Origin of the sequence: Allobranchiibius sp. CTAmp26 (genome assembly GCF_017565405.1) — a bacterium.
Classification (GTDB): domain Bacteria; phylum Actinomycetota; class Actinomycetes; order Actinomycetales; family Dermatophilaceae; genus Allobranchiibius.
This window is the reverse complement of the sequence record NZ_JAGEKR010000008.1, coordinates 77,764-98,908: the sequence shown is the minus strand read 5'-3', so window position 1 is coordinate 98,908 and position 21,145 is coordinate 77,764. Positions and strand designations below refer to the sequence as shown.

Genomic DNA, 21,145 nt, shown 5'->3' with positions numbered 1-21,145 from the left:
GGTTTGGACTGTCGATACGCACCGCCGAGGGAGCGGCGTACGACGGAATCCGCACGCTTTGCGCATCGCCGGAATCCGAGCGCACGTGGACACGCCGATGCGTCCGGCGATGGGGGAGCGGACCGAACCGGCGGGGGAGAACCGCCGGGACAGGAAGATGAACGCGCGGGCGGTCAGCCGCCCGCCGTCGACCGGTTCACGTCACCTGAAGAGTCAGGCGTCCCGCGAGGCGCCGGGGGAATCGGGGTGCCGGACCTTCGCCTGCACCCACGAGAGGCTCACCACGTACGGCGGTGAGCGGTCTAACCGGCGCTCAGACCCACCAGCGGCGCAGCGTGTCGGAGATCTCCCACCAGGCCTGGTAACCGACGTGGGTGCCGCCCGGCATGTTCAGGAAACCGTGGGGGACACCGCGGTAGCAGGTGTATCTCGTCGGCACGCCTGCGGTCTCGAGGGTCTGCGCGTAGCGCTCGCCCTCGGGGTGGAGCGGATCCAGCTCGGCGGTCTGCACGAGTGCCGGCGCCAGGCCCGCGTGGCTCGCGGCGTGCGCGGGTGAGACGACCGGGTCGCTGCCGGTCAGACCGGAACCGGTGAGATAGAAGCCCTCGAAGGCGTCCATGTCCGCGCCGGACAGGACGGGCGCGTCGCGGTAGGGCCGGTCGGCGGCCAGATCGGTGGCCGGGTAGACGAGCACCTGACCGGACAGGTCGATCCTGTTGTCACGGGCGTGCAGCGCGGCCAACGCCGCGAGGTTCCCTCCGGCGCTGTCCCCGCCGACCGCGACGCGCGGCGTGGTGCTCGTGAGGCTGCCGGCTCCGGTCGTGACCCAGTCCAGGACGTCCAGGCAGTCGTGCACTCCGGCCGGCGCCTTGTCCTCCGGCGCCAGGCGGTAGTCGGGAGCCAGCACGACACAACCGGTCTGCTCGACGAGGAAGCTCAGCAACGGGTCGAAGTCCCGCGGGCGCCCCAAGGCCCACCCTCCGCCGTGATACCAGACCAGCACCTTCTCCGATGTGCCGGACGTCGGCCGCAGCACCCTGGTCGGCACCGTGCGACCGTTGCGCACCGGCACCTGCACCGTCTCGATGACGGCGCCGGCCGCGACCCGGCCCACCACCCAGGACACGGGCGGCCTCGGGGCCGGTGAGAGCGCGCGTCGCTTCTGCAGCTCCGCCGCGCTGAGCTCACTGAGCGGCTTGCCCTGGCTGACGGCCAGACCCGTGCTGATCACCCTGGTGCGCAACGGCATTCCCGCCGAGGCCGTCCATAGCGACCGCAGACGTGCGCCGCCGGCTACCAGTGCAGATCGGTTGTCCATGGCGCCAGTCTGCCGTTCGCGGATCGCTCGTTACTGTCGGGGGATGACAGTGCGCCGTGTGATGGGCATCGAGACCGAGTACGGCATCTCCGTCCCCGGTGACCCGACCGCGAACCCGATGAACCTGTCCGGTGCGGTCGTGACGGCGTACGCGACCCGCCAGGGCATCCGCTCTACCCGGGCCAGCTGGGACTACGAGGACGAGGCGCCGTTGCGCGACGCGCGCGGCTACGACCTGTCCCGGGCGGTCGCCGACCCGTCCCAACTGACCGACGAGCCGGATCCGACCCTCGCGAACGTCGTCCTCACCAACGGTGCGCGGCTGTACGTCGACCACGCCCACCCGGAGTACTCCTCGCCCGAGGTGACCAGCCCGCGCGCTGCCGTGGTCTGGGACCGTGCCGGCGAGCTGGTGATGCGGGAGGCGTCGCGCCTGCTGTCGCCTCCCGGCGCTCCCGGCGTCAACCTCTACAAGAACAACACCGACGGCAAGGGCGCCTCGTACGGCACTCACGAGAACTACCTGATGAGCCGGGCGACACCGTTCGCGGACATCGTCAGGCACCTCATCCCGTTCTTCGTGGTGCGCCAGGTGATGAGCGGGTCGGGCCGGGTCGGGATCGGCGCCGAGTCCACCCGGCCGGGTTTCCAGCTGTCGCAGCGCGCCGACTTCTTCGAGGTCGAGGTCGGTCTGGAGACCACGCTCAAGCGGCCGATCATCAACACCCGCGACGAGCCGCACGCGGTCGCCGACCGCTACCGGCGGCTGCACGTGATCCTCGGCGACGCCAATCACTGCGATACCGCCAACCTGCTGAAGCTGGGCAGCACGAGCCTGGTGCTCGCGCTGATCGAGGCGGGCGCGGTGACCCGCGACCTCACGCTGGACCAGCCGGTGACGACGCTGCGTGAGATCTCCCATGACCCGACGCTGCGCACGAAGGTCAAGCTTGCGGACGGCACGAGCATGACGAGCCTGGAGCTGCTGCGCGTCTACCAGGAGATGGCCACCACCTGGCTCACCAAGACGTACGGCGACGGGCCGGGCGACTGGGACGACGACACCGTGCAGGTCATGACGCTCTGGGAGCAGGTGCTCACCGGTCTCGAGCGCGACCCGATGAGTTGCGCCCGGCAGGTGGACTGGGTCGCGAAACTCGCTGCGATGGAGGGCTTCCGGGCCAGGGACAACCTCGACTGGTCGGATCCGCGACTGCGCGCCATCGACATCCAGTGGTCCGACGTGCGGCTCGACAAGGGCTTGTTCCACCGCATGTCGGCGGCCGGACGTTTCGACACGCTCGTCGACGAGGAGGAGGTACGCCGGGCGGTGACCACCCCGCCGGAGGACACGAGGGCGTACTTCCGCGGTCAGTGCCTGGCCCGTTTCCCCGATCAGGTGGCGGCCGCGTCGTGGGACTCGGTGATCTTCGACGTCCCCGGTCGGCCCAGCCTGCAGCGCGTGCCGATGCTGGAACCCGAACGCGGCACCAAGGCGCACGTAGGGGAGCTGATGGAGAGCGCCGGCAGCGCCGACGAACTCCTGCGCGCCCTGGCCGTCGTCGACTGACTCGCCGCCGCCCGCGAGTTGCCGTCGGCATGGGCGCGCCCCGCAACCGTGTCGGACACGCGCATTAAGGTGGAGATCGAGTCTTCCTCAGCGAAAGCGAGCCACCATGGCCGGCCAGGAGCACAAGAGTCCCCAGCGTCGAGACGCCGACCCGCATGGCGATGCGCCCGAGCCCGCCGCGCCCGCGGTCCAGGCCGGCAAGCAGGAACTCGACGACGACACCGACAGCATGCTGGCGGAGATCGACGGCGTGCTGGAGAGCAACGCCGAGGAGTTCGTCCGGGGTTTCGTCCAGAAGGGTGGCCAGTGACCTCAGCCGACGCGTCGAACGGCCGGCTCCCTGCCGCGTTCCTGCAGGCCGGATCGGCATCCTTCACCGAGTTCGTCGGTGCGCATGCTCCCCACCTGATCCCCGGGTCGAGGGCCGTGCCGGGCGGCGTACCGATCGACGCGCCGCACGGCACGACGATCCTCGCGATCCAGTACACCGGCGGCGTGCTGCTCGCCGGTGACCGGCGAGCGACGATGGGCAACCTGATCGCCAACCACACGATGCAGAAGGTGTTCACCACCGACGAGTACTCCGCGGCCGGCATCGCGGGCACCGCCGGCATCGCGATCGAGCTGGTACGGCTCTTCCAGGTCGAGTTGGAGCACTACGAGAAGATCGAGGGCACTCTGCTGTCGCTGGAGGGCAAGGCCAACCGGCTCGCCAGCATGATCCGGGGCAACCTCGGCATGGCGATGCAGGGTCTGTCGGCGGTGCCGTTGTTCGCCGGATACGACCTGGCCGGCGATCGCGGACGGATCTTCTCCTACGACGTGACCGGTGGCTGTTACGAGGAGACCGACCACCACAGCGTCGGCTCGGGGTCGTTGTTCGCCCGCGGAGCCCTGAAGAAGCTGTGGCGCTCAGGACTGACCCGGGACGAGGCGATCCGGGTGGCGGTCGAGGCGCTGTACGACGCCGCCGACGACGACTCCGCGACCGGCGGCCCGGACCTCGGCCGACGGATCTGGCCGACCGTGGCGTTGCTGGACGCCGAAGGGGCACGGTTCGTGAGCGCCGAACAACTCGAGCAGGTGGTGACCGGCGTCGTTCAGCAGCGCCGGGAGGAGGCCGATCCGCGATGAGCATGCCGTTTTACGTCTCGCCCGAGCAGTTGATGAAGGACCGTGCCGACTTCGCGCGCAAGGGCATCGCCCGTGGCCGGTCGGTGATCGTGCTGGGCTACGACGGCGGCATCGCCTTCGTCGGTGAGAACACCAGCCGCGCGCTGCACAAGGTCTCGGAGATCTACGACCGCATCGCGTTCGCCGCGGTCGGCAAGTACAACGAGTTCGAGAACCTGCGGGTCGCCGGCGTGCGGTACGCCGATCTGCGGGGTTACTCCTACGACCGCATCGACGTCACGGCGCGAGGCCTGGCGAACGCGTACGCGCAGACCCTCGGCACCGTGTTCACCCAGGAGTCCAAGCCCTACGAGGTCGAGATCGTCGTGGCCCAGGTCGGTGCCTCCACCGACGACGACCAGATCTACCGGCTCACCTACGACGGGTCCGTGGCCGACGAGCGCGGATTCGTCGCGATGGGCGGCGCGGCCGACGCGATCACCGAACTGCTCGAAGACCGCTGGCACGGTGGGCTCGATCTCGGCGAGGCGTTGCGCCTGGCCGTCGAGGCGCTGGCGCCGGACCCGCAGGGCGTATTGCGGGAGTTGGGGGCGGCGCAGTTGGAGGTGGCCGTGCTCGACCGGCACCGGGAGCGACGGGCGTTCCGCCGACTGGCCGGGCCGTTGCTCGACGCGCTGCTGAGCCCCGACGACCCCACCCACGACGTCCCGCAGACCGACGACCCGGGCGTCGGCTCACACGAGACGCTGACCGGCGAGGGCTGAGCCTCAGCGCAGCGAGCGGTAGTGCATGCGCTCGGCCTGGCCCAGGTGTTCGACCGCGTAGGTGAGCATGGTGCGCGGCATCTGTGCGGCGTGCTGGTCCAGGAACGAGCGCAGCAGTTCCACGTCGACCCGCTTGCCGATCTCGCGCAACATCCAGCCGACGGCCTTCTGCAGCAACAGTTCCCGGTCGGTGACCAGTTGCTCGGCGAGTTGTAGCGTCGTGCTGGCGTCGCCCCGTTTGATGAAGGCGAAGGAGGCCAGCACGGCGACCCGCCGTTCCCAGAGCACCGGTGATCCGGCGAGGTCCAGCAGCAGACTGCGGTCTCGATCGACCAGGTACTCCCCGAGCACGGCGTCGGCTGAGGCGTCGACCAGGTCCCAGTTGTCGATCCGGCCGCGGCGCACGGCGGCCAGGTAGAACGACACGTACGCGGCGCGGGCCTGTTCGTCGAACCCGCGCGTCGCGGACGCCGCGGCGAACGCCCGGTTGAGCACGATCACGGCGAGCTGACGGTGCTCGTGCACGGGGGAGTCGAGCAGCACGTCGAGCTGCACCAGGGGCATCCCGGTGGCATGCCGGGCGACCTCGCGCACCACCGGCATGCGCACGCCGATGAAGACGTCGCCCTCGCCGTACTCACCAGGACCGGTCTTGAAGTACCGCTGCAGGGTGGGCACGTCGCCGGGGTCGGCGACCTCGCCGAGGGCCCGCATCGCAGAGCGGGCGTCGTTGAGGACGGAGCCTTGGGGCATTTTCTCAGTGTGGCATCGCGCGACCCCCCGATGGTGGTTCACGATGGCCCGAAACCACCGCGGGCCGGCCGGCCCCGACCGCCCACCGACCGCTCCGGCGGAAACGCGGTGGCGGCTGTCGGTGGCGGATGACAGAGTCATCTGCGGGTGGTCGGCCGGCCGTTGGCGTGGATGGATGACGGCAGATCCGCGGACCAACGCATAGATCAGCAATAGACTGGTGTGCCCGGAGGGTCGGGGCCGGTCGGACGAAGGGGGAGTGGATGACAACGGACCACAGCCGTGAGGCGCTCGGGCGCCGCCCTCCTGTCGGCCCTGCGCCTTCCACGCCTTCGCGGTACGCCGCGATGCGGCGGTTGCTGCCCTACCTGCGGCCCTACCGCACGCGCTGGATCGCGATGGTGTTCGTCGCGGTGGTGAGCACGGTGGCGACGATCGTGATCCCGCTGATGACCAAGGTGGTGATCGACGGCCCGGTGCGCCACCACGACCGCACCGGCCTGTGGCTGTGGGGGAGCGCCGCCCTCGGCATCGGGATGGCAGAGGTCCTGCTCTGGATCGTGCGACGCTGGCTCGTAGCCCGCGCCACGATGGGCGTCGAGGCCGACATCCGCAAGGACCTCTACGCGCGGATGCAGTTGCTGCCCATGTCTTTCCACAGTCAATGGCAGTCCGGCCAGCTGCTGTCGCGCATCATGAACGACCTGGGCACGGTGCGCCGGTTCCTGTCGTTCGGCGCGCTCTTCCTGCTGCTCAACACGATCCAGATCGTGATCACCACGCTGATCCTGCTGGCCATGTACTGGCCGCTGGGCCTGGTCGTGGTCGTCTCCGTCGTGCCGATCTGCGTGACCGTGCTGCGCAACGAACGCAAGTTCACCGCCCTGTCCCGCAAGGCGCAGGACCAGTCCGGCCGTGTCGCGACGCACGTGGAGGAGTCCGCGCTCGGCCTGCGGGCGATCAAGTCCTTCGGGCGCGAGGACTACGTCTTCGACCGGTTCGACGCGCAGGTCCGGGAGCTCTACGACATCCAGGTCGGGAAGGTCGGCCTGCAGGCCACCTTCTGGACGATCCTGGAAGTGATCCCCAACGTCACCCTGATCCTGGTGCTGGGGCTCGGCGCGACCGCCGCCGGCGAGGGCCGGATCACGCTCGGCACGCTGGTCGCGTTCATCACCATGATGCTGTCCATCGTCTGGCCGATCGCCTCGATGGGGTTCTTCCTGTCGATGACCCAGGAGTCGATGACGGCCGCCGACCGCATCGTGGAGGTGTTCGACGCGCCCCGGGAGATCCTCGACGGCGCGGGTCTCGTGCCGGTCCGCGGCGGCGAACTGGAGCTGCGCGACGTCGGGTACCGCTTCCCGGACGGTGACGGGTGGGCGCTGCGTCACCTCGACCTGACCGTGCCCGCCGGGCAGACGCTCGCCCTCGTGGGGCCCACGGGCGCGGGCAAGACCGTGTTGACCGGCCTGATCTCACGGCTGTACGACGTGAGCGAAGGGGAGGTGCGCATCGACGGCGAGGACATCCGCGACCTGCGCCTGGACCAGCTGCGGTCGGTGGTCGCCACCGCGTTCGAGGATCCGACGCTCTTCTCCATGTCGGTGCGCGAGAACCTCACTCTCGGTCGCTCCGACGCCACCGAGGAGGAGATCCGCGAGGCGCTGCAGGTCGTGCGGGCCGACTTCGTCGACGACCTGCCCTACGGTCTGGACACCCGGATCGGCGAGCAGGGGATGAGCCTGTCCGGCGGCCAGCGCCAACGACTGGCCCTGGCCCGGGCAGTGCTCGCGCAGCCGCGGATCATCGTCCTCGACGACACGCTGTCCGCGCTCGACGTGCACACCGAGGCGTTGGTCGAGGATGCCCTACGCGAGGTGCTCGTGGGTGTCACCGCGATCGTCGTGGCGCACCGCGCCTCGACGGTGATGCTCGCCGACCGGGTGGCGTTGCTGCAGGACGGACGCATCACCCATGTCGGCACGCACCGCGAACTGCTGCAGTCCGTGCCCGACTACCGCTACCTGCTCGCCGCCGATGACGAGGCGACCGTCCCGACCGGAGGTGCCCGATGAGCACCGAGGTGTCACCCCGCACCGACGCGCCGGAGGCGGATCGCGCGGCGGACGAGGCACTCTCGCCCGAGCAGTGGCGCGGCAAGGTCGCGGACCCCGAGCAGGAGAAGGTCGACGACGGCACGACGTACCGGGCCGAGGCCCGTGCGCTGCTGCGCAGCCTGCTGCACCCCTACCGGCGGGCGATCGCGCTGCTCACGCTGGTGGTGGTGCTGGAGAACCTCTCCCGACTGGCCGTGCCGTTCCTGGTGCAGCGCGGCATCGACCACGGCATCCCGCCCATCGTGGCCCACCGGGGCTCGCGCACCCTGATGGTGGTCGTCGGCATCCTGTGCGTGGCCGTGGTCGTGCAGGCGGTGACCCGCACCTTCTTCCTGCGTCGCTCGGGGATCATCGGCCAACAGGTGCTGCTGGAGCTGCGCCGCAGGGTGTTCCGGCACTTCCAGCGGCTCGACGTCTCCTTCCACGACCGCTACACCTCCGGCCGCGTGGTCAGCCGCTCGACGAACGACGTCGAAGCGATCCAGGAGATGCTGGAGAACGGCTTCGACAGCCTCATCACCGCGGGGCTGACCCTCGTCGGTACGGCGATCGCACTGCTGCTGCTGGATGTCCGGCTCGGGCTGATCTGTCTGGTGAGCTTCCCGTTCCTGGTCCTGTTGTCGGCGTGGTTCCGTCGCGAGTCGTCCAAGACCTACCGGGAGGTGCGCGAGAGCGCCGCGCTGGTGATCGTGCAGTTCGTCGAGACGATGACCGGCATCAAGGCCGTGCAGGCCTACCGCCGCGAGCCGCGCAACCAGCAGATCTTCGAAGCGCTCGCAGACCGTTACCGACGGATCAACGAGCGCACCTTCAAGCTCGTCGCGGTCTTCATGCCCGGCGTGAAACTCATCGGCAACATCACCACCGGCGTCGTGCTCATCTACGGCGGGTGGCGGGTGCTCGAGGGGTCGATGACGATCGGCGTCCTCGCGGCGTTCCTGCTCTACCTGCGGATGTTCTTCGAGCCGATGCAGGACATCACCCAGTTCTTCAACACCTTCCAGTCGGCCTCCTCGGCGTTGGAGAAGCTGGCCGGAGTGCTCGCCGAAGAGCCCAAGATCGCCGACCCGAGCTCGCCGAGGCTGCTGGAGTCCGCGGACGGCACCGTCGACTTCGACCACGTCGACTTCGGGTACGTGCCGGGACACCCGGTCATCAGCGACCTGGATCTGCACATCCCCGCCGGGCAGACCGTCGCGGTCGTGGGGACGACCGGTGCGGGCAAGACCACCCTGGCCAAGCTCATGGCCCGGTTCTACGACGCCAGTGCGGGCGGCATCCGCCTCGACGGTGTCGACCTGCGCGAGGTCACCCAGGAGCAGCTGCGTCGTCAGGTGGTGATGGTCACGCAGGAGAACTTCATGTTCGAGGGCAGCGTGGCCGACAACATCCGGTTCGGCGCCCCGGACGCCAGCGACGACGAGGTGTTGGCGGCAGCCCGGGCGGTCAGCCTCGACCGCTTCGTCGACACCCTGCCGGACGGTTACGACACCGACGTCGGCAAGCGCGGCGGGCGCCTGTCCGCCGGGCAGCGGCAGCTCGTGGCGTTCGCGCGGGCCTTCCTCGCCGACCCGGCCGTCCTGATCCTCGACGAGGCCACCTCCTCGCTCGACATCCCCAGCGAGCGGCTGGTGCAGCGGGCCCTGGAGACCGTGCTCGCCGACCGGACCGCGGTGATCATCGCCCACCGGCTCTCCACCGTCGAGGTCGCCGACCGGGTGCTGGTCATGGAGCACGGCCGGATCGTCGAGGACGGCAGCCCGGCACAGCTGATCGCCGATGCCGGCCGCTACGCCGCGCTGCACGACGCCTGGACACGCTCGCTCGCCTGACGGTCGCCGGGCATCTCCCGGTCTGCGCGACTAAAGTCAGGTCATGGAGCGTCGCATCTTCGGTATCGAGAACGAGTACGGCGTCACGTGCACCTCCGCGGGGCAGCGCCGACTCTCCCCGGACGAGGTCGCGCGCTATCTCTTCCGCAAGGTCGTCTCGTGGGGCCGGTCCTCGAATGTGTTCCTGGGCAACGGTTCCCGGCTCTACCTCGACGTCGGGAGCCACCCGGAGTACGCCACGCCCGAGTGCGACGACATCCGCGAGGCCGTCATCCACGACAAAGCCGGGGAGCGCATCCTCGAGGGACTCGTCGAGGAGGCCCAGCTTCGCCTGGCCGAAGAGGGTGTCGAGGGCCAGATCTATGTCTTCAAGAACAACACCGACTCCGCCGGCAACTCCTACGGGTGCCACGAGAACTTCCTGATCGGCCGGCAGGGGGAGTTCCAGGCCGTCTCCGACGTGCTCATCCCGTTCCTGGTGAGCCGGCAGATCATCTGCGGCGCCGGCAAGATCTCGATGCTCGGGCACAAGCCGACGTACTGCGTCAGCCAACGCGCCGACCACATCTGGGAGGGGGTCAGTAGCGCGACGACCCGCTCGCGGCCCATCATCAACACCCGCGACGAGCCGCACGCCGACGCCGAGCGCTACCGCCGACTGCATGTGATCGTCGGCGACAGCAACATGAGCGAGACCACCACGTTGCTGAAGCTCGGTTCAGCCCACCTGGTGTTGCAGATGATCGAGGCCGGCGCACCGATGCGCGACCTGAGCCTGGAGAACCCGATCCGGGCCATCCGCGAGATCAGCCACGACATCACGGGACGTACGCCGGTGCGTCTGTCGAACGGCAAAGAGATGTCGGCACTGCAGATCCAGAGTGAATACTTCGAGCGCGCGCGGGCGTTCGCCGAGAAGGAGGGCATCAGCGACCCGGTCACCAAGCAGGTGCTGGATCTGTGGCAGCGCACGCTGACCGCCGTCGACACCGATGACCTCGGCATGGTCGACACCGAGATCGACTGGGTCATCAAGCACCGTCTGCTCGACCAGGTCGCCGCCAAGCACGGCCTGGGGTTGGACGATCCGCGACTGCAGCAGATCGACCTCACCTACCACGACATCAACCGGCGCCGAGGGCTCTTCTACCTGCTGCAGCGCCGTGGAAAAGCAGCGCGCGTGTGCACCGACCCGGAGGTCTTCGCCGCGAAGACCTTCCCGCCGCAGACCACCCGCGCGAAGCTGCGGGGCGACTTCATCCGGTCCGCGCAGTCGCATCGTCGCGACTTCACGGTGGACTGGGTACACCTGAAGTTGAACGACCAGGCGCAGCGCACGGTGCTGGTCAAGGACCCGTTCTCGGCGCAGGACCCCCGGGTCGAACGGCTCATCGACGGCATGTGACCGCTGGCGAGGCGGCACAGAACACCGGGTTAGGGTGACGTGTCTCCCACACCCGACCCATGAGGTTTGCTCCGTGCGCCGCACTGCCGTCCGTCTGCTCAGCATCACCGCCGTTCCGCTCGTCCTGCTCACAGGATGCGGCAGCGACTCCAAACCCAAGACAGCGACGTCGCTCAGCGACCTCAAGGTCAACACCTCGAACGCCAACAAACCGACGGTCACCATCCCCAAGGGTGGCTTCAAGGCCGGTTCCCAGACCGCCACCCAGGTGCTCTCGCAGGGATCCGGTCCGACCCTCGGCGCCAAGCAGATCGCGTACGTCGACTACGTGGCCTACAACGCCACGAAGAACAAGCAGCTGGTCAGCACCTTCGGGCAGCGTTTCGTGCCCATCCCGCTGGCCGACACCACCCAGCTTCCCGGCCTGGTGAAGTCGCTCGTCGGCAAGAAGGTCGGCACGACCCAGAAGGTCGCGATCCCGGCGTCCCAGGGCTTCGGGTCCGCGGGCAACAGCACCCTCGGGGTCTCCGCCACCGACACGCTGGTCTTCTACATCAAGATCGACGGGGCGGCCGACGCCCTCACGCAGCCCACCGGCACGCAGGCCACCCCGCAGAGCGGCTTCAAGGTCTCCGTCCCCGCGGGCACGAACAAGCAGGCCTCGATCACCGTCCCGGCCGTCGCGCCCAAGACGCTCGTGGCCCAGCCCCTGATCACGGGCAAGGGCATCAAGACCGCCACCGGCGACTTCGTCACGGTGAGCTACACCGGGATCAACCTGCGCACCAAGAAGGTCTTCGACACCAGCGCCAAGACCGGTCAGCCCGCGACCTTCCAGCTCGCGACCGGCGCGATCACCGGCTTCGTGAAGGGCCTCACCGGTCAGACCGTGGGCAGCCGGATGCTCCTCGTCATCCCGCCGGCCCAGGGGTACGGCACAGCAGGCAACACGCAGGCGGGCATCAAGGGCACCGACACCATCGCGTTCGTCGTCGACATCCTGGCGATCGTCCCGCAGCCCCCGCAGCAGCAGTCCTCGACCGGTAACTGATCCGGCGCACGCCCCACTTCGATCCCACTGCACAGGAAGGTCGCCATGCCGTTCGACTCCACCACCACCAAACCCGAAGTCGACTTCCCGGGTGACACCCCGCCCGATGACCTGGTCATCGAGGACATCACCGAGGGTGACGGCAACGAGGCCGAGTCCGGCGACACGATCGAGGCGCACTACGTCGGCGTGGCCTGGTCGACCGGTGAGGAGTTCGACTCCTCCTGGGACCGCGGCGAGCCGCTGCGCTTCCAGGTCGGCGTCGGCCAGGTCATCAGCGGTTGGGACGAGGGCATCGTGGGGATGCGCGCGGGCGGTCGGCGCAAGCTGACGATCCCGCCCCAGATGGGCTACGGCGAGCGCGGTGCGGGCGACGCCATCAAGCCGGGGGAGACCCTGATCTTCGTGGTGGACCTGGTCAGCACCAACCGACCCGGCGCGGGGGCTGCGTTCGGCATCGGCTGACCCGACCAGCGCCCGAGTGGCAGAAAAGAGCGTCGAGTGGCGTACCTACAGGTATGCCACTCGACGCTTTTGTCTGCCACTCAGGGTGTGGTGCTCAGAGGAGGATGCCGACGAGCGGCGCGAGCACCAGGGCCACCGAGACCACCAGCCCGATCCAGGCCAGGACCCGGTGGAATTTCTTGTCGGCGCGCAGATTGCTCGCCAGCTGCAGCTCGGGCGCGACCCACGGGGACAGACCCATCCGACGGGCATCCGGCGGCAGCTCCGTCGCGCGCCACACCGGAGTGCCGGGCGACCACGGCGGGGTCGGCTCGTCGGGTGCGGGAAAGACTCCGGGCATGAGCTCAGCGTGACAGACCCGACGTACGAATCGATGACAGTGGCACAGATTCGTCCGAGAGGCACAGGTCGACCGGTGTCTCGGACGTAGCTGTGCCGCCGTCGTGCAGGACCCGGACAAATCGCGAGGGCGAACATACGTGCGCACCCGGGCCCGACGTGGGATAGCGTTGCCGCACATGAGCACCACCTCCCCGGCCGCCAAGACCGAGCGGCTGCTCAATCTGGTGATCTGCCTGCTCTACACGCGCCAGCCGCTGTCGAAGGCGCGGATCCGCGACGCCGTGCCCCAGTACGGCGAGACCGCGTCGACCGAGGCCTTCGACCGGATGTTCGAGCGCGACAAGGACGAGCTGCGCGATCTGGGGATCCCGCTGCGTACCGAGCCGCTGGACGCCTACTTCGACGACGAACCCGGCTACCGCATCGACCGTCGCGAGTACGCGCTGCCCGACATCGTCTTCGAGGCGGACGAGCTGGCCGTGCTGGGTCTGGCCAGCCGCACCTGGCAGCAGGCAAGCCTCGCCGGCGCGGCCTCGACCGCGATGCGCAAGCTGCGGGCCGCCGACGTCGAGCGCGACAGCGCGTCGATCCTCGGTCTGGAACCGCGCGTGCGCACCACCGAGGCCGCCTTCACACCGGTGAAGGACGCCGTCCTCGCCTGCCGACCGATCAGCTTCGACTACCGCAAGCCCGACGGCGCGGTCAGCACCCGCCACCTGCAGCCGTGGGGTGTCACCAACTGGCACGGCCGTTGGTACGTCACCGGATTCGACACCGACCGCGACGCGCCGCGGGTCTTCCGGCTGGGCCGCATCGACGGCGCCGTGAAGGCCACGGGGCGGGCCGGCGCATACCAGGTGCCCGAGGACCACGACGCGCTGCGGATGATCGACGGCGTCGAGGTCGAGCGCGAGCCGCAGCCGGCGGTGCTGCGGGTGCTGGTCGGAGCGGGGAACACGCTGCGACGGCGCGCGCGCACCGTGGGCGAGGTCGACGACCACTGGTCGCAGCTGGACGTCGACTTCACCGACACCGAGGTGTTCGCCGAGCAGATCGCCGGGTTCGGCCCGGCCGTCCGCGTGATCCACCCACCGGAGCTGTCCCGTGCCGTGGTACGTCGGCTGCGCGCCGCCCGTGACGCCCAGGAGGCACGCTGATGGCCACTCCCGAGAGCGCCACCGCGCGGCTTTCCCGACTGCTCACGATGGTGCCGTGGCTGGTCAACCGGCAGGGCATCGACATCGACGAGGCGGCCGCCGAGCTCGGCGTGCCACGTACGCAGATCGAGGCCGACTTGAGCCTGCTCTTCGTCTGCGGGACACCGGGACACCTGCCCGACGACCTGATCGAGGCCGAGTGGGAGGAGGGCCGGGTCTACCTGCGCAATGCCGACACCATCGCCCGGCCGCTGCGGCTCGGCATCGACGAGGCGACGGCCTTGATCGTCGGGCTGCGCGCGCTCGCGGCCGTGCCGGGCCTGGGGGAGCGGGAGGCCGTGGACCGTGCGCTGGCCAAACTCACCGAGGCGACGGGTGAGAGCGCGCAGGCGACCAGTCGGGTGCAGGTGAAGTTGGCGGGCTCGGTCGCCGACGAGACGCTCGCCCTGGCCCGCGAAGCGCTGTCCGCGCGCCGCCGTGTGCACCTTCGCTACCTGGTGGCCGCGCGCGACGAGGCCACCGAACGGGACGTCGACCCGATGCGGGTGTTCAACATCGACAGTCACTGGTACCTCGAGGGGTGGTGTCACCGGGCGCAGGACGTGCGGCTCTTCCGGCTGGACCGGATCGAGACGATCACGCTGCTCGACCACGACGGCACCCCGCCCGCGCAGGCACGCGCCCGCGACCTGGACACCGACATCTTCACCCCGGCCCCGGACGACCTGCAGGTGACCCTGGGGCTCGCGCCGCAGGCCGCGTGGGTCGCGGAGTACTACCCGGTGCAGGAGCTCATTCAGGGCACGGACGGCACCCTGACGGTGACGCTGCGCACGGCCGACAGCACGTGGGTGCGCAACCTGGTCTGGCGTCTGGCCGGCGGAGCCTGGGTGATCGAGCCGGAATCGCTGCGCCAGGAGGTGCGTGCGGGCGCGGAGGAAGCGCTCGCGGCGTACGAGGAGAGCTGATTCCGCCGAGAGTGACCTTCGGCATCGCCCGGGAGTGACCAGGCAGGTCGCGTACAGTGGATATCGCTGCACGACCCTCAACGCGAAGGACATCTGCGATGGTTCGCAACTTTTTCGACGGCTGGCACATCGTGGTCATTGCCGTTGTGGTCCTCCTGCTCTTCGGGTGGAAGAAGATGCCCGACATGGCCCGCAGCTTCGGCCGCTCCGCGCGCATCCTGCGCTCGGAGATGGACGAGATGAAGAACGACAAGAAATCCGAGGCCGCCGGCCAGACGGTCAAGGGCGAGGCGAGCACGCCGCCCCCGGCTGCGCCCACCGCCGCGCCGGGCGCCACCCCGCCCGTCACACCGACCGCAGGTGCGACTCCCGCGATGCCCGAGACCCCCGCGCAGCACCCGGCGGACCACAACACCTCCGCCTGACACGTCGCGCGGCGGGGCAGCTGAGACTTCATGGCCGTACTGCGCCATAACGACAATCCGGAAGGCCGGATGTCCCTGGGGGAGCACTTCAGGGAGTTTCGTCGGCGTGCCCTCGTCGCTGCCATCGCCATCGCGATCGCAGCGGTGCTCGGCTGGTTGAAGTTCGACACGGTCTACCAGTGGATGATCAATCCTCTGCTGGACGCCGCCCGGCATCGTCACGTGCCCGATTCGCGGGTGAGCACCAACTTCGGCCGGGGGGTCGGCGACGCCTTCAGCATCAAGCTCAAGGTGTCGGTGTGGCTGGGTTTCATCATCGCCAGCCCGGTGTGGCTCTGGGAGATCTGGGCGTTCCTGGCCCCCGGCCTGACCCGGAAGGAGAAGCGGGTCGGCGCGGCGTTCGTCCTGTCGGCCGTGCCGCTCTTCCTGCTCGGCTGCTGGGTGGCGACGCGCACGATCCCCAACGCCGTGGTGTTCCTCATCTCCCAGACGCCGAGCGAGGGCACCAACTTCATCGACGCGCAGACCTACATCGCGTTCATCATCAAGTTCGTCCTGGCGTTCGGGCTGGCCTTCCTGCTGCCAGTCTTCCTGGTCGGGCTCAACGGCATCCGGGTGCTCCCGGCCCGGGTGATGCTCAAGGGCTGGCGGATCGCGGTCATGCTCATCTTCGTCTTCGCCGCCGTCATGAGCCCCAGTCCCGACGCCTGGTCGATGCTCGCGCTGGCCTTCCCGATGGTCGCGCTGTACTTCGCGGCGGTGGGCATCTCGGCGTTCTTCGATCGTCGACGCAAGCAGGCCGAGCCGCGCGAATGGCTCGACGTGCCGGACGACGAGGCCTCCACGCTCTGATCCACCCGCAGGGCTAGCCTTCGAGATATGTCCAGCTCGGCAACTTCGCAGTCCCCGCGCGCCCCGCGCCGGATCGACAGTTCGCATCTGCGCCGGTTCGCCGACGGGTACGACTTCCCGTTCGACGACTTCCAGCGGCAGGCCCTGGTCGCCGTCCAGGAGGGGCGCCGCAGCGTTCTGGTGGCCGCGCCGACCGGATCGGGCAAGACGCTGGTGGGTGAGTTCGCGGCGTACCTCGCGCTGCAGACCGGCACCAAGACCTTCTACACGACGCCGATCAAGGCGCTGTCGAACCAGAAGTACGCCGATCTGGTCGCGCGGCACGGCGCCGACAAGGTCGGCCTGCTGACCGGCGACTCCTCCATCAACGGCGAGGCTCCGGTGGTCGTGATGACCACCGAGGTGCTGCGCAACATGATCTACGCCGGATCGGACACCCTGCGCGGGCTCGGGTACGTCGTGATGGACGAGGTGCACTACCTCGCCGACCGCTTCCGCGGCGCCGTGTGGGAGGAGGTCATCATCCAGCTGCCGGACGAAGTACAGCTGGTGTCGTTGTCGGCGACGGTGAGCAACGCCGAGGAGTTCGGGGAGTGGCTCGGCACGGTCCGCGGCGACACCGAGCTCATCGTCGAGGAGACGCGCCCGGTGCCGCTCTGGCAGCACATGATGGTCGGGCCGAGCATCATGGACCTCTTCGTCGACGACGACAGGGACAGCGATCGTCTGCGGCTCAATCCCGAGCTCCTGCAGCGCATCTCGCAGTTCGATGCCAAGACCGACCGACACGGACGTCGCGAGGACGCGGGCGGGCCGAAGGGCCGACGGGGCAACCAGCGTCGTGGCCGATCCCAGGAGGGCCCGGTCCGCTCGGGCCGGCCGAGTCGGGGACCCAGCAGGGCCGAGGTCATCGACGCCCTCGACCGGGCCGGCCTGCTGCCTGCGATCACCTTCATCTTCAGTCGCGTCGGCTGCGACGCGGCGGTCTCGCAGCTGCTCGCGTGGGGCACCCGGCTCATCCCGGCCGCTGAGGGCGAGCGGATCCGCCAGCTCGTGCAGGAGCGGGTGTCCTACCTGCCCGAGGAGGACCTGGCCGTCCTCGGCTACTGGGATTTTGTGGAGGGCCTGGGGCGGGGCTTCGCCGCGCACCACGCCGGGATGCTGCCGACCTTCCGGGAGATCGTCGAGGAGCTGTTCACCGAGGGCCGGATCAAAGCCGTCTTCGCGACCGAGACGTTGGCGCTCGGCATCAACATGCCCGCGCGCACCGTGGTGCTGGAACGGCTGGTGAAGTACAACGGCGAGACCCATGCGGACATCACGCCGGGGGAGTACACCCAGCTCACCGGCCGGGCGGGCCGTCGCGGGATCGACTACGAGGGCCACGCCGTCGTGCTCTACAACCGCGGCCTGGATCCCCATCAGGTGGGTGGTCTGGCCTCGACCCGCACCTACCCCTTGCGGTCCAGTTTCGTGCCCACCTCCAACATGGCCGTCAACCTCGTCGACCAGGTCGGTCGGCCCGGCGCGCGCGATCTGCTGCAGCAGTCGTTCGCGCAGTTCCAGGCCGACAAGTCCGTGGTCGGCGCCGGCACCGCCGTACGCCGCAACGAAGAGGCCCTCGAGGGCTACGCCGAGGCGATGCGTTGCCACCTCGGCGACTTCGCGCAGTACGCCGCGCTGCGCCGCGAACTGTCCGACCTGCAGAAGGCCGCAGTACGCCGCCGCGCCGCCAGCCGTCGCGCGGAGACCGCCGTGTCGCTCGAGGCGTTGAAGCCCGGTGACGTGGTGCAGGTGCCCTCCGGTCGCCGTCAGGGCCTGGCCATCGTCATCCAGGCGAACGCGGGCGGCCGCCGCGGCGCCGCCGAGCCGATGGTCCTCACCCAGGACGCCCAGGTGCGCCGCCTCGAGGACAGCGACCTCGACGGGCCCATCGCCGCGTTCACCACGCTGCCGATTCCCAAGGGTTTCCACTCGCGCAACCCCAAGGCCCGTCGTGACCTGGCGGCCACCCTGCGCGCCAAGGTGCCGGACGGGATGGCCGAGCGCGCCACGCGGTCGACCTCTCAGGAGCCGGACGAGCAGACCCAGGTCGACGTGGAGCGCCTGCGCCGCCGGCTGCACGACCACCCGTGCGACACGTGCGAGCACCGCGAGGAGCACGCCCGCTGGGCCGAGCGCTGGTGGCGGCTGCGCCGGGAGACCGACGGCCTGCAGCGCAAGGTGTCCGGGCGCACTCAGACCGTCGCCGCCACGTTCGACCGGATCTGCGATCTGCTGGCCGAGCTCGGGTACCTGACGGCCGACGGCGAGCGGGTCACCGACGAGGGGCGGGTGCTGCAGCGCATCTACGCCGAGAAGGACCTGCTGGTCGCGGAGTGTCTGCGGCAGGACATCTGGCGCAGACTCGACCCGCCGTCGCTCGTGGCGGTGGTCAGTTCGCTGATCCACCAGGCGCGCCGGGAGGGCGAAGGCGGCTCGGTGAAGATCCCGAACGACCAGGTCTCCGAGGCGCTCGAGCACATGTCACGGCTGTGGGGGGAGCTGCACGATCGCCAGCTGGGCAAGAGGTTGGCGCCGACCGGTGAGCCCGACGCCGGGATCGCCTGGATGATGCACCGCTGGGCCAGCGGTGGGCGTCTGGAGCTCGTGTTGCGCGACTCCGAGCTGTCGGCCGGTGACTTCGTACGCCGCTGCAAGCAGCTGGTGGACCTGATGGACCAGATCCACGATGCGAGCTCGGACCCGCAGATGCGACGTACGACGCGCGCGGGTATCGACGCGGTGCTGCGTGGAGTGGTCGCGGCCGACCGGCTCGACTGATTCCATCGGTTGTCAGCGCCCTTCTGGTGCGGGCGCCAGGAATGCGCTGACAACCGGGTCGTGAGACCGGGGCGTGGCAGGATGCGGCCATGTCCTTTTCGCCGAAGCACCTGACCCAGGGTGAGCGCGTCGAGCTCGAGCTGCACACCCACATCAAGCAGATCGTGCTGCCTCTCATCGTGTTGGTCGTCGCGACCGTGGCAGCCCTCGCGGGCGCGGTGTACTGGGACAACCAGTGGGGTCGGCTCGCCATCGCGATCCTCTGGTTGCTGATCGTGATCGGCTTCGTGCTGGTGCCGGTGTGGCGGTGGCGCGCCACGTTCTACGTCATCACCAACCGCCGGCTGATCACCCGCACCGGGATCGTGAGCAAATCGGGGCGGGACATCCCGCTCTACCGGATCTCCGACGTCGCCTACGACAAGGGCCCGCTGGACCGGATCCTCGGCTGCGGCACCTTGATCGTCTCGGACGCCTCGGACCAGGCGGGCCTGCGGCTGCACGACGTGCCCCATGTGGAGGACGTGCAGGTGCGGCTCAACGAGTTGCTCTTCCAGCACGACAACGGCACCGACGACGAGGGCACCTTCCCGCCGGGGGACCCGCGGGGAGACCGGCGCCGCTCGTTCTGAGGCCGGCGTCAGTCCTGTAGGTCGAGTGCGGTGAGCACCCGCCGCAACGGGGTGTTGATGTCGATCTCCTCGCAGATCCGCTGCAGCGCAGCGGGATCCGCGACCGTCGCGGGCAACGCGGTGACCAGGTCGGTGGGCATGGGAGCGTCGAGCGCCACGTCGACGACCGCGGGAGCGACGTTGAGATAGTCCGAGGCCGCCTCCAGCTTGGCGCGCTGTGCGCCCTTGAGCGACGGGTCGCCGCCGTCGATCGCGGCGCGCAGACCCGCCAGGTCGCCGTACCGGGCCAGCAGCGTGGCCGCGGTCTTCTCACCGATGCCGGCGACCCCGGGCAGCCCGTCGCTGGTGTCACCGCGCAGCGTGGCCATCTCGGCGTACGCACGTCCGGTCGCGACCGCGTACTTCGCCTGGAGCGCCGACTGGTCGATCACGTCCGGTTCCCGGACCCCCCCGCGCGCGGTGTAGAGCACCCGCACCGATGCCTCGTCGTCGACCAGCTGGAACAGGTCGCGGTCCCCGGTCACCACGTCGACGGGGCAGACCCCCAGGTGCGTGTGCACCAGGGTGCCGATCACGTCATCGGCCTCGTACCCGTCGGCGCCGACCCGGGGGATGCCGAGTGCGGCCAGCAGCGCCACGATGTAGGGCACCTGCGGGGTGAGGTCCTCCGGCGACTCCTCGAGCACCTCGGACCCCTCGGTCACCCGGTGCGCCTTGTACGACGGGATGGCGTCCACCCGGAACGCGGGGCGCCAGTCGTTGTCCCAGCACGCGACCAGATCGGTGGGAGAGTGGTCGTTGACCAGGGTCGCGATCATGTCCAAGAAACCGCGGATCGCATTGGTGGGCAAGGCATCCGGGCTATCCCGCCTGTCCGGCACCCCGTAGAACGCGCGAAAGTAGAGACTCGCAGAGTCCAGCAGCATGAGGCGTCGGGTCATGGACTGCATCGTCCCCTACAGTGCCCCCATGGAGGAACTCGATCGTCGGATCGTCGGCATGCTCGCCGCCGACGGGCGGATGAGCTTCACCGATCTGGGCCGGGCTCTCGGCCTGTCGACCTCCGCGGCGCACCAGCGGGTACGCCGCCTGGAGGAGCGCGGAGTCATCCGCGGCTACCGTGCGCTGATCGACCACGACGCGGCCGGCATACCCCTCACGGCGCTCATCTCGGTGACCCCCGTCGACCCCGCCGCACCGGACGATGTGCCGGACCGGCTGCGCGACCTCGCCGAGCTGGACTCCTGCTATTCGGTGGCGGGAGTGGAGAGCTACGTGCTGCAGGCCCGGGTCGCCGGTCCGCTGCAGCTGGAGGAGCTGCTCGCCCGCATCAGGGCGGCGGCATCGGTCACCACGCACACCACGGTCGTGCTCAGCACCCCCTGGGAAGACCGCTTTCCGCCGCCGGTCCGAGAACGGCGTGTCGAGCGCGACACGCCGTAAATGCCAATATTGGTGAAACTTTGACGTTCCTGAGAGCGACGCGTTGACCTGCGAAAACGCGCATCTGCGCAGGTCAGACCGCTGTTGACAT

General features: G+C 69.4%; 20 protein-coding genes. 16 read left to right on the top strand and 4 right to left on the bottom strand.

Going from position 1 to position 21,145, the window contains the following annotated elements; translation table 11 throughout:
- Positions 1-313 precede the first annotated feature (313 nt).
- A complete protein-coding gene (locus tag J4030_RS06085) occupies positions 314-1,318 on the bottom strand; it encodes an alpha/beta hydrolase (RefSeq protein WP_208048317.1) in 1,005 nt (334 codons plus the stop codon).
- A gap of 43 nt (positions 1,319-1,361) precedes the next feature.
- Here J4030_RS06085 and dop point away from each other — a divergent pair, with 43 nt between their 5' ends.
- From dop to prcA, 4 genes are all read left to right on the top strand, one after another.
- Complete coding sequence (dop, locus tag J4030_RS06080; protein ID WP_243762948.1) at positions 1,362-2,888, top strand: depupylase/deamidase Dop; 1,527 nt, start codon at positions 1,362-1,364, stop codon at positions 2,886-2,888.
- Positions 2,889-2,994: 106 nt separating this feature from the next.
- Positions 2,995-3,198 carry a ubiquitin-like protein Pup gene (locus J4030_RS06075; protein WP_208048316.1) on the top strand — a complete coding sequence of 68 codons (204 nt, stop codon included), beginning with the start codon at positions 2,995-2,997 and terminating at the stop codon, positions 3,196-3,198.
- On the top strand, positions 3,195-4,022 hold the full coding sequence (prcB, locus tag J4030_RS06070; protein WP_208048315.1) for a proteasome subunit beta: 828 nt from the start codon (positions 3,195-3,197) through the stop codon (positions 4,020-4,022). Before J4030_RS06075 ends, prcB begins: the two co-directional genes overlap by 4 nt.
- Positions 4,019-4,786, top strand: coding sequence for a proteasome subunit alpha (gene prcA, locus J4030_RS06065; RefSeq protein WP_208048314.1), 768 nt, complete (start codon positions 4,019-4,021; stop codon positions 4,784-4,786). The genes prcB and prcA overlap by 4 nt, the downstream gene beginning before the upstream one ends.
- Positions 4,787-4,789: 3 nt before the next feature.
- Here the strand turns inward: prcA and J4030_RS06060 are convergent, their stop codons facing one another.
- A complete protein-coding gene (locus tag J4030_RS06060; protein WP_208048313.1) occupies positions 4,790-5,539 on the bottom strand; it encodes a DNA alkylation repair protein in 750 nt (249 codons plus the stop codon).
- Positions 5,540-5,802: 263 nt separating this feature from the next.
- Between J4030_RS06060 and J4030_RS06055 the strand changes: the two genes are divergently transcribed.
- From J4030_RS06055 to J4030_RS06035, 5 genes are all read left to right on the top strand, one after another.
- The gene (locus J4030_RS06055; RefSeq protein WP_208048312.1) at positions 5,803-7,617 is read left to right on the top strand and encodes an ABC transporter ATP-binding protein; all 1,815 of its coding nucleotides are present in this window, start codon (positions 5,803-5,805) and stop codon (positions 7,615-7,617) included.
- Positions 7,614-9,491, top strand: a complete 1,878-nt coding sequence (locus tag J4030_RS06050) for an ABC transporter ATP-binding protein (protein WP_208048311.1) — start codon at positions 7,614-7,616, stop codon at positions 9,489-9,491. Before J4030_RS06055 ends, J4030_RS06050 begins: the two co-directional genes overlap by 4 nt.
- 43 nt (positions 9,492-9,534) lie before the next feature.
- Positions 9,535-10,896, top strand: coding sequence for a Pup--protein ligase (gene pafA / locus J4030_RS06045; protein WP_208048310.1), 1,362 nt, complete (start codon positions 9,535-9,537; stop codon positions 10,894-10,896).
- 73 nt (positions 10,897-10,969) lie between these two features.
- On the top strand, positions 10,970-11,947 hold the full coding sequence (locus J4030_RS06040; protein WP_208048309.1) for an FKBP-type peptidyl-prolyl cis-trans isomerase: 978 nt from the start codon (positions 10,970-10,972) through the stop codon (positions 11,945-11,947).
- A 45-nt stretch (positions 11,948-11,992) separates the two neighbouring features.
- Positions 11,993-12,412: an FKBP-type peptidyl-prolyl cis-trans isomerase gene (locus J4030_RS06035; RefSeq protein ID WP_208048308.1), complete on the top strand. Its 420-nt coding sequence runs from the start codon at positions 11,993-11,995 to the stop codon at positions 12,410-12,412.
- Positions 12,413-12,506: 94 nt separating this feature from the next.
- On the opposite strand, the gene J4030_RS06030 is transcribed toward J4030_RS06035, so the two are convergent.
- Positions 12,507-12,752, bottom strand: a complete 246-nt coding sequence (locus J4030_RS06030) for a hypothetical protein (RefSeq protein WP_208048307.1) — start codon at positions 12,750-12,752, stop codon at positions 12,507-12,509.
- 178 nt (positions 12,753-12,930) lie between these two features.
- Between J4030_RS06030 and J4030_RS06025 the strand changes: the two genes are divergently transcribed.
- From J4030_RS06025 to J4030_RS06000, 6 genes are all read left to right on the top strand, one after another.
- Positions 12,931-13,911 (top strand): YafY family protein, encoded by a 981-nt coding sequence (locus J4030_RS06025; RefSeq protein WP_208048306.1) that lies wholly within the window; start codon positions 12,931-12,933, stop codon positions 13,909-13,911.
- Positions 13,911-14,879 (top strand): YafY family protein, encoded by a 969-nt coding sequence (locus J4030_RS06020; protein ID WP_208048305.1) that lies wholly within the window; start codon positions 13,911-13,913, stop codon positions 14,877-14,879. Before J4030_RS06025 ends, J4030_RS06020 begins: the two co-directional genes overlap by 1 nt.
- A 98-nt stretch (positions 14,880-14,977) precedes the next feature.
- Complete coding sequence (tatA, locus tag J4030_RS06015) at positions 14,978-15,304, top strand: Sec-independent protein translocase subunit TatA (RefSeq protein WP_208048304.1); 327 nt, start codon at positions 14,978-14,980, stop codon at positions 15,302-15,304.
- Between the two features lie 30 nt (positions 15,305-15,334).
- Complete coding sequence (gene tatC / locus J4030_RS06010; protein WP_243762947.1) at positions 15,335-16,156, top strand: twin-arginine translocase subunit TatC; 822 nt, start codon at positions 15,335-15,337, stop codon at positions 16,154-16,156.
- A gap of 27 nt (positions 16,157-16,183) precedes the next feature.
- Entirely contained in the window at positions 16,184-18,979 is a 2,796-nt protein-coding gene (locus tag J4030_RS06005) for an RNA helicase (protein ID WP_208048303.1), read from the top strand.
- 89 nt (positions 18,980-19,068) lie between these two features.
- Positions 19,069-19,611 (top strand): PH domain-containing protein, encoded by a 543-nt coding sequence (locus J4030_RS06000; RefSeq protein WP_208048302.1) that lies wholly within the window; start codon positions 19,069-19,071, stop codon positions 19,609-19,611.
- Between the two features lie 8 nt (positions 19,612-19,619).
- Here J4030_RS06000 and J4030_RS05995 read toward each other — a convergent pair whose 3' ends face one another.
- A complete protein-coding gene (locus J4030_RS05995) occupies positions 19,620-20,552 on the bottom strand; it encodes a 5'-3' exonuclease (protein WP_208048301.1) in 933 nt (310 codons plus the stop codon).
- Between the two features lie 28 nt (positions 20,553-20,580).
- Between J4030_RS05995 and J4030_RS05990 the strand changes: the two genes are divergently transcribed.
- Positions 20,581-21,054 (top strand): Lrp/AsnC family transcriptional regulator, encoded by a 474-nt coding sequence (locus J4030_RS05990; RefSeq protein ID WP_208048300.1) that lies wholly within the window; start codon positions 20,581-20,583, stop codon positions 21,052-21,054.
- Positions 21,055-21,145: the final 91 nt, after the last annotated feature.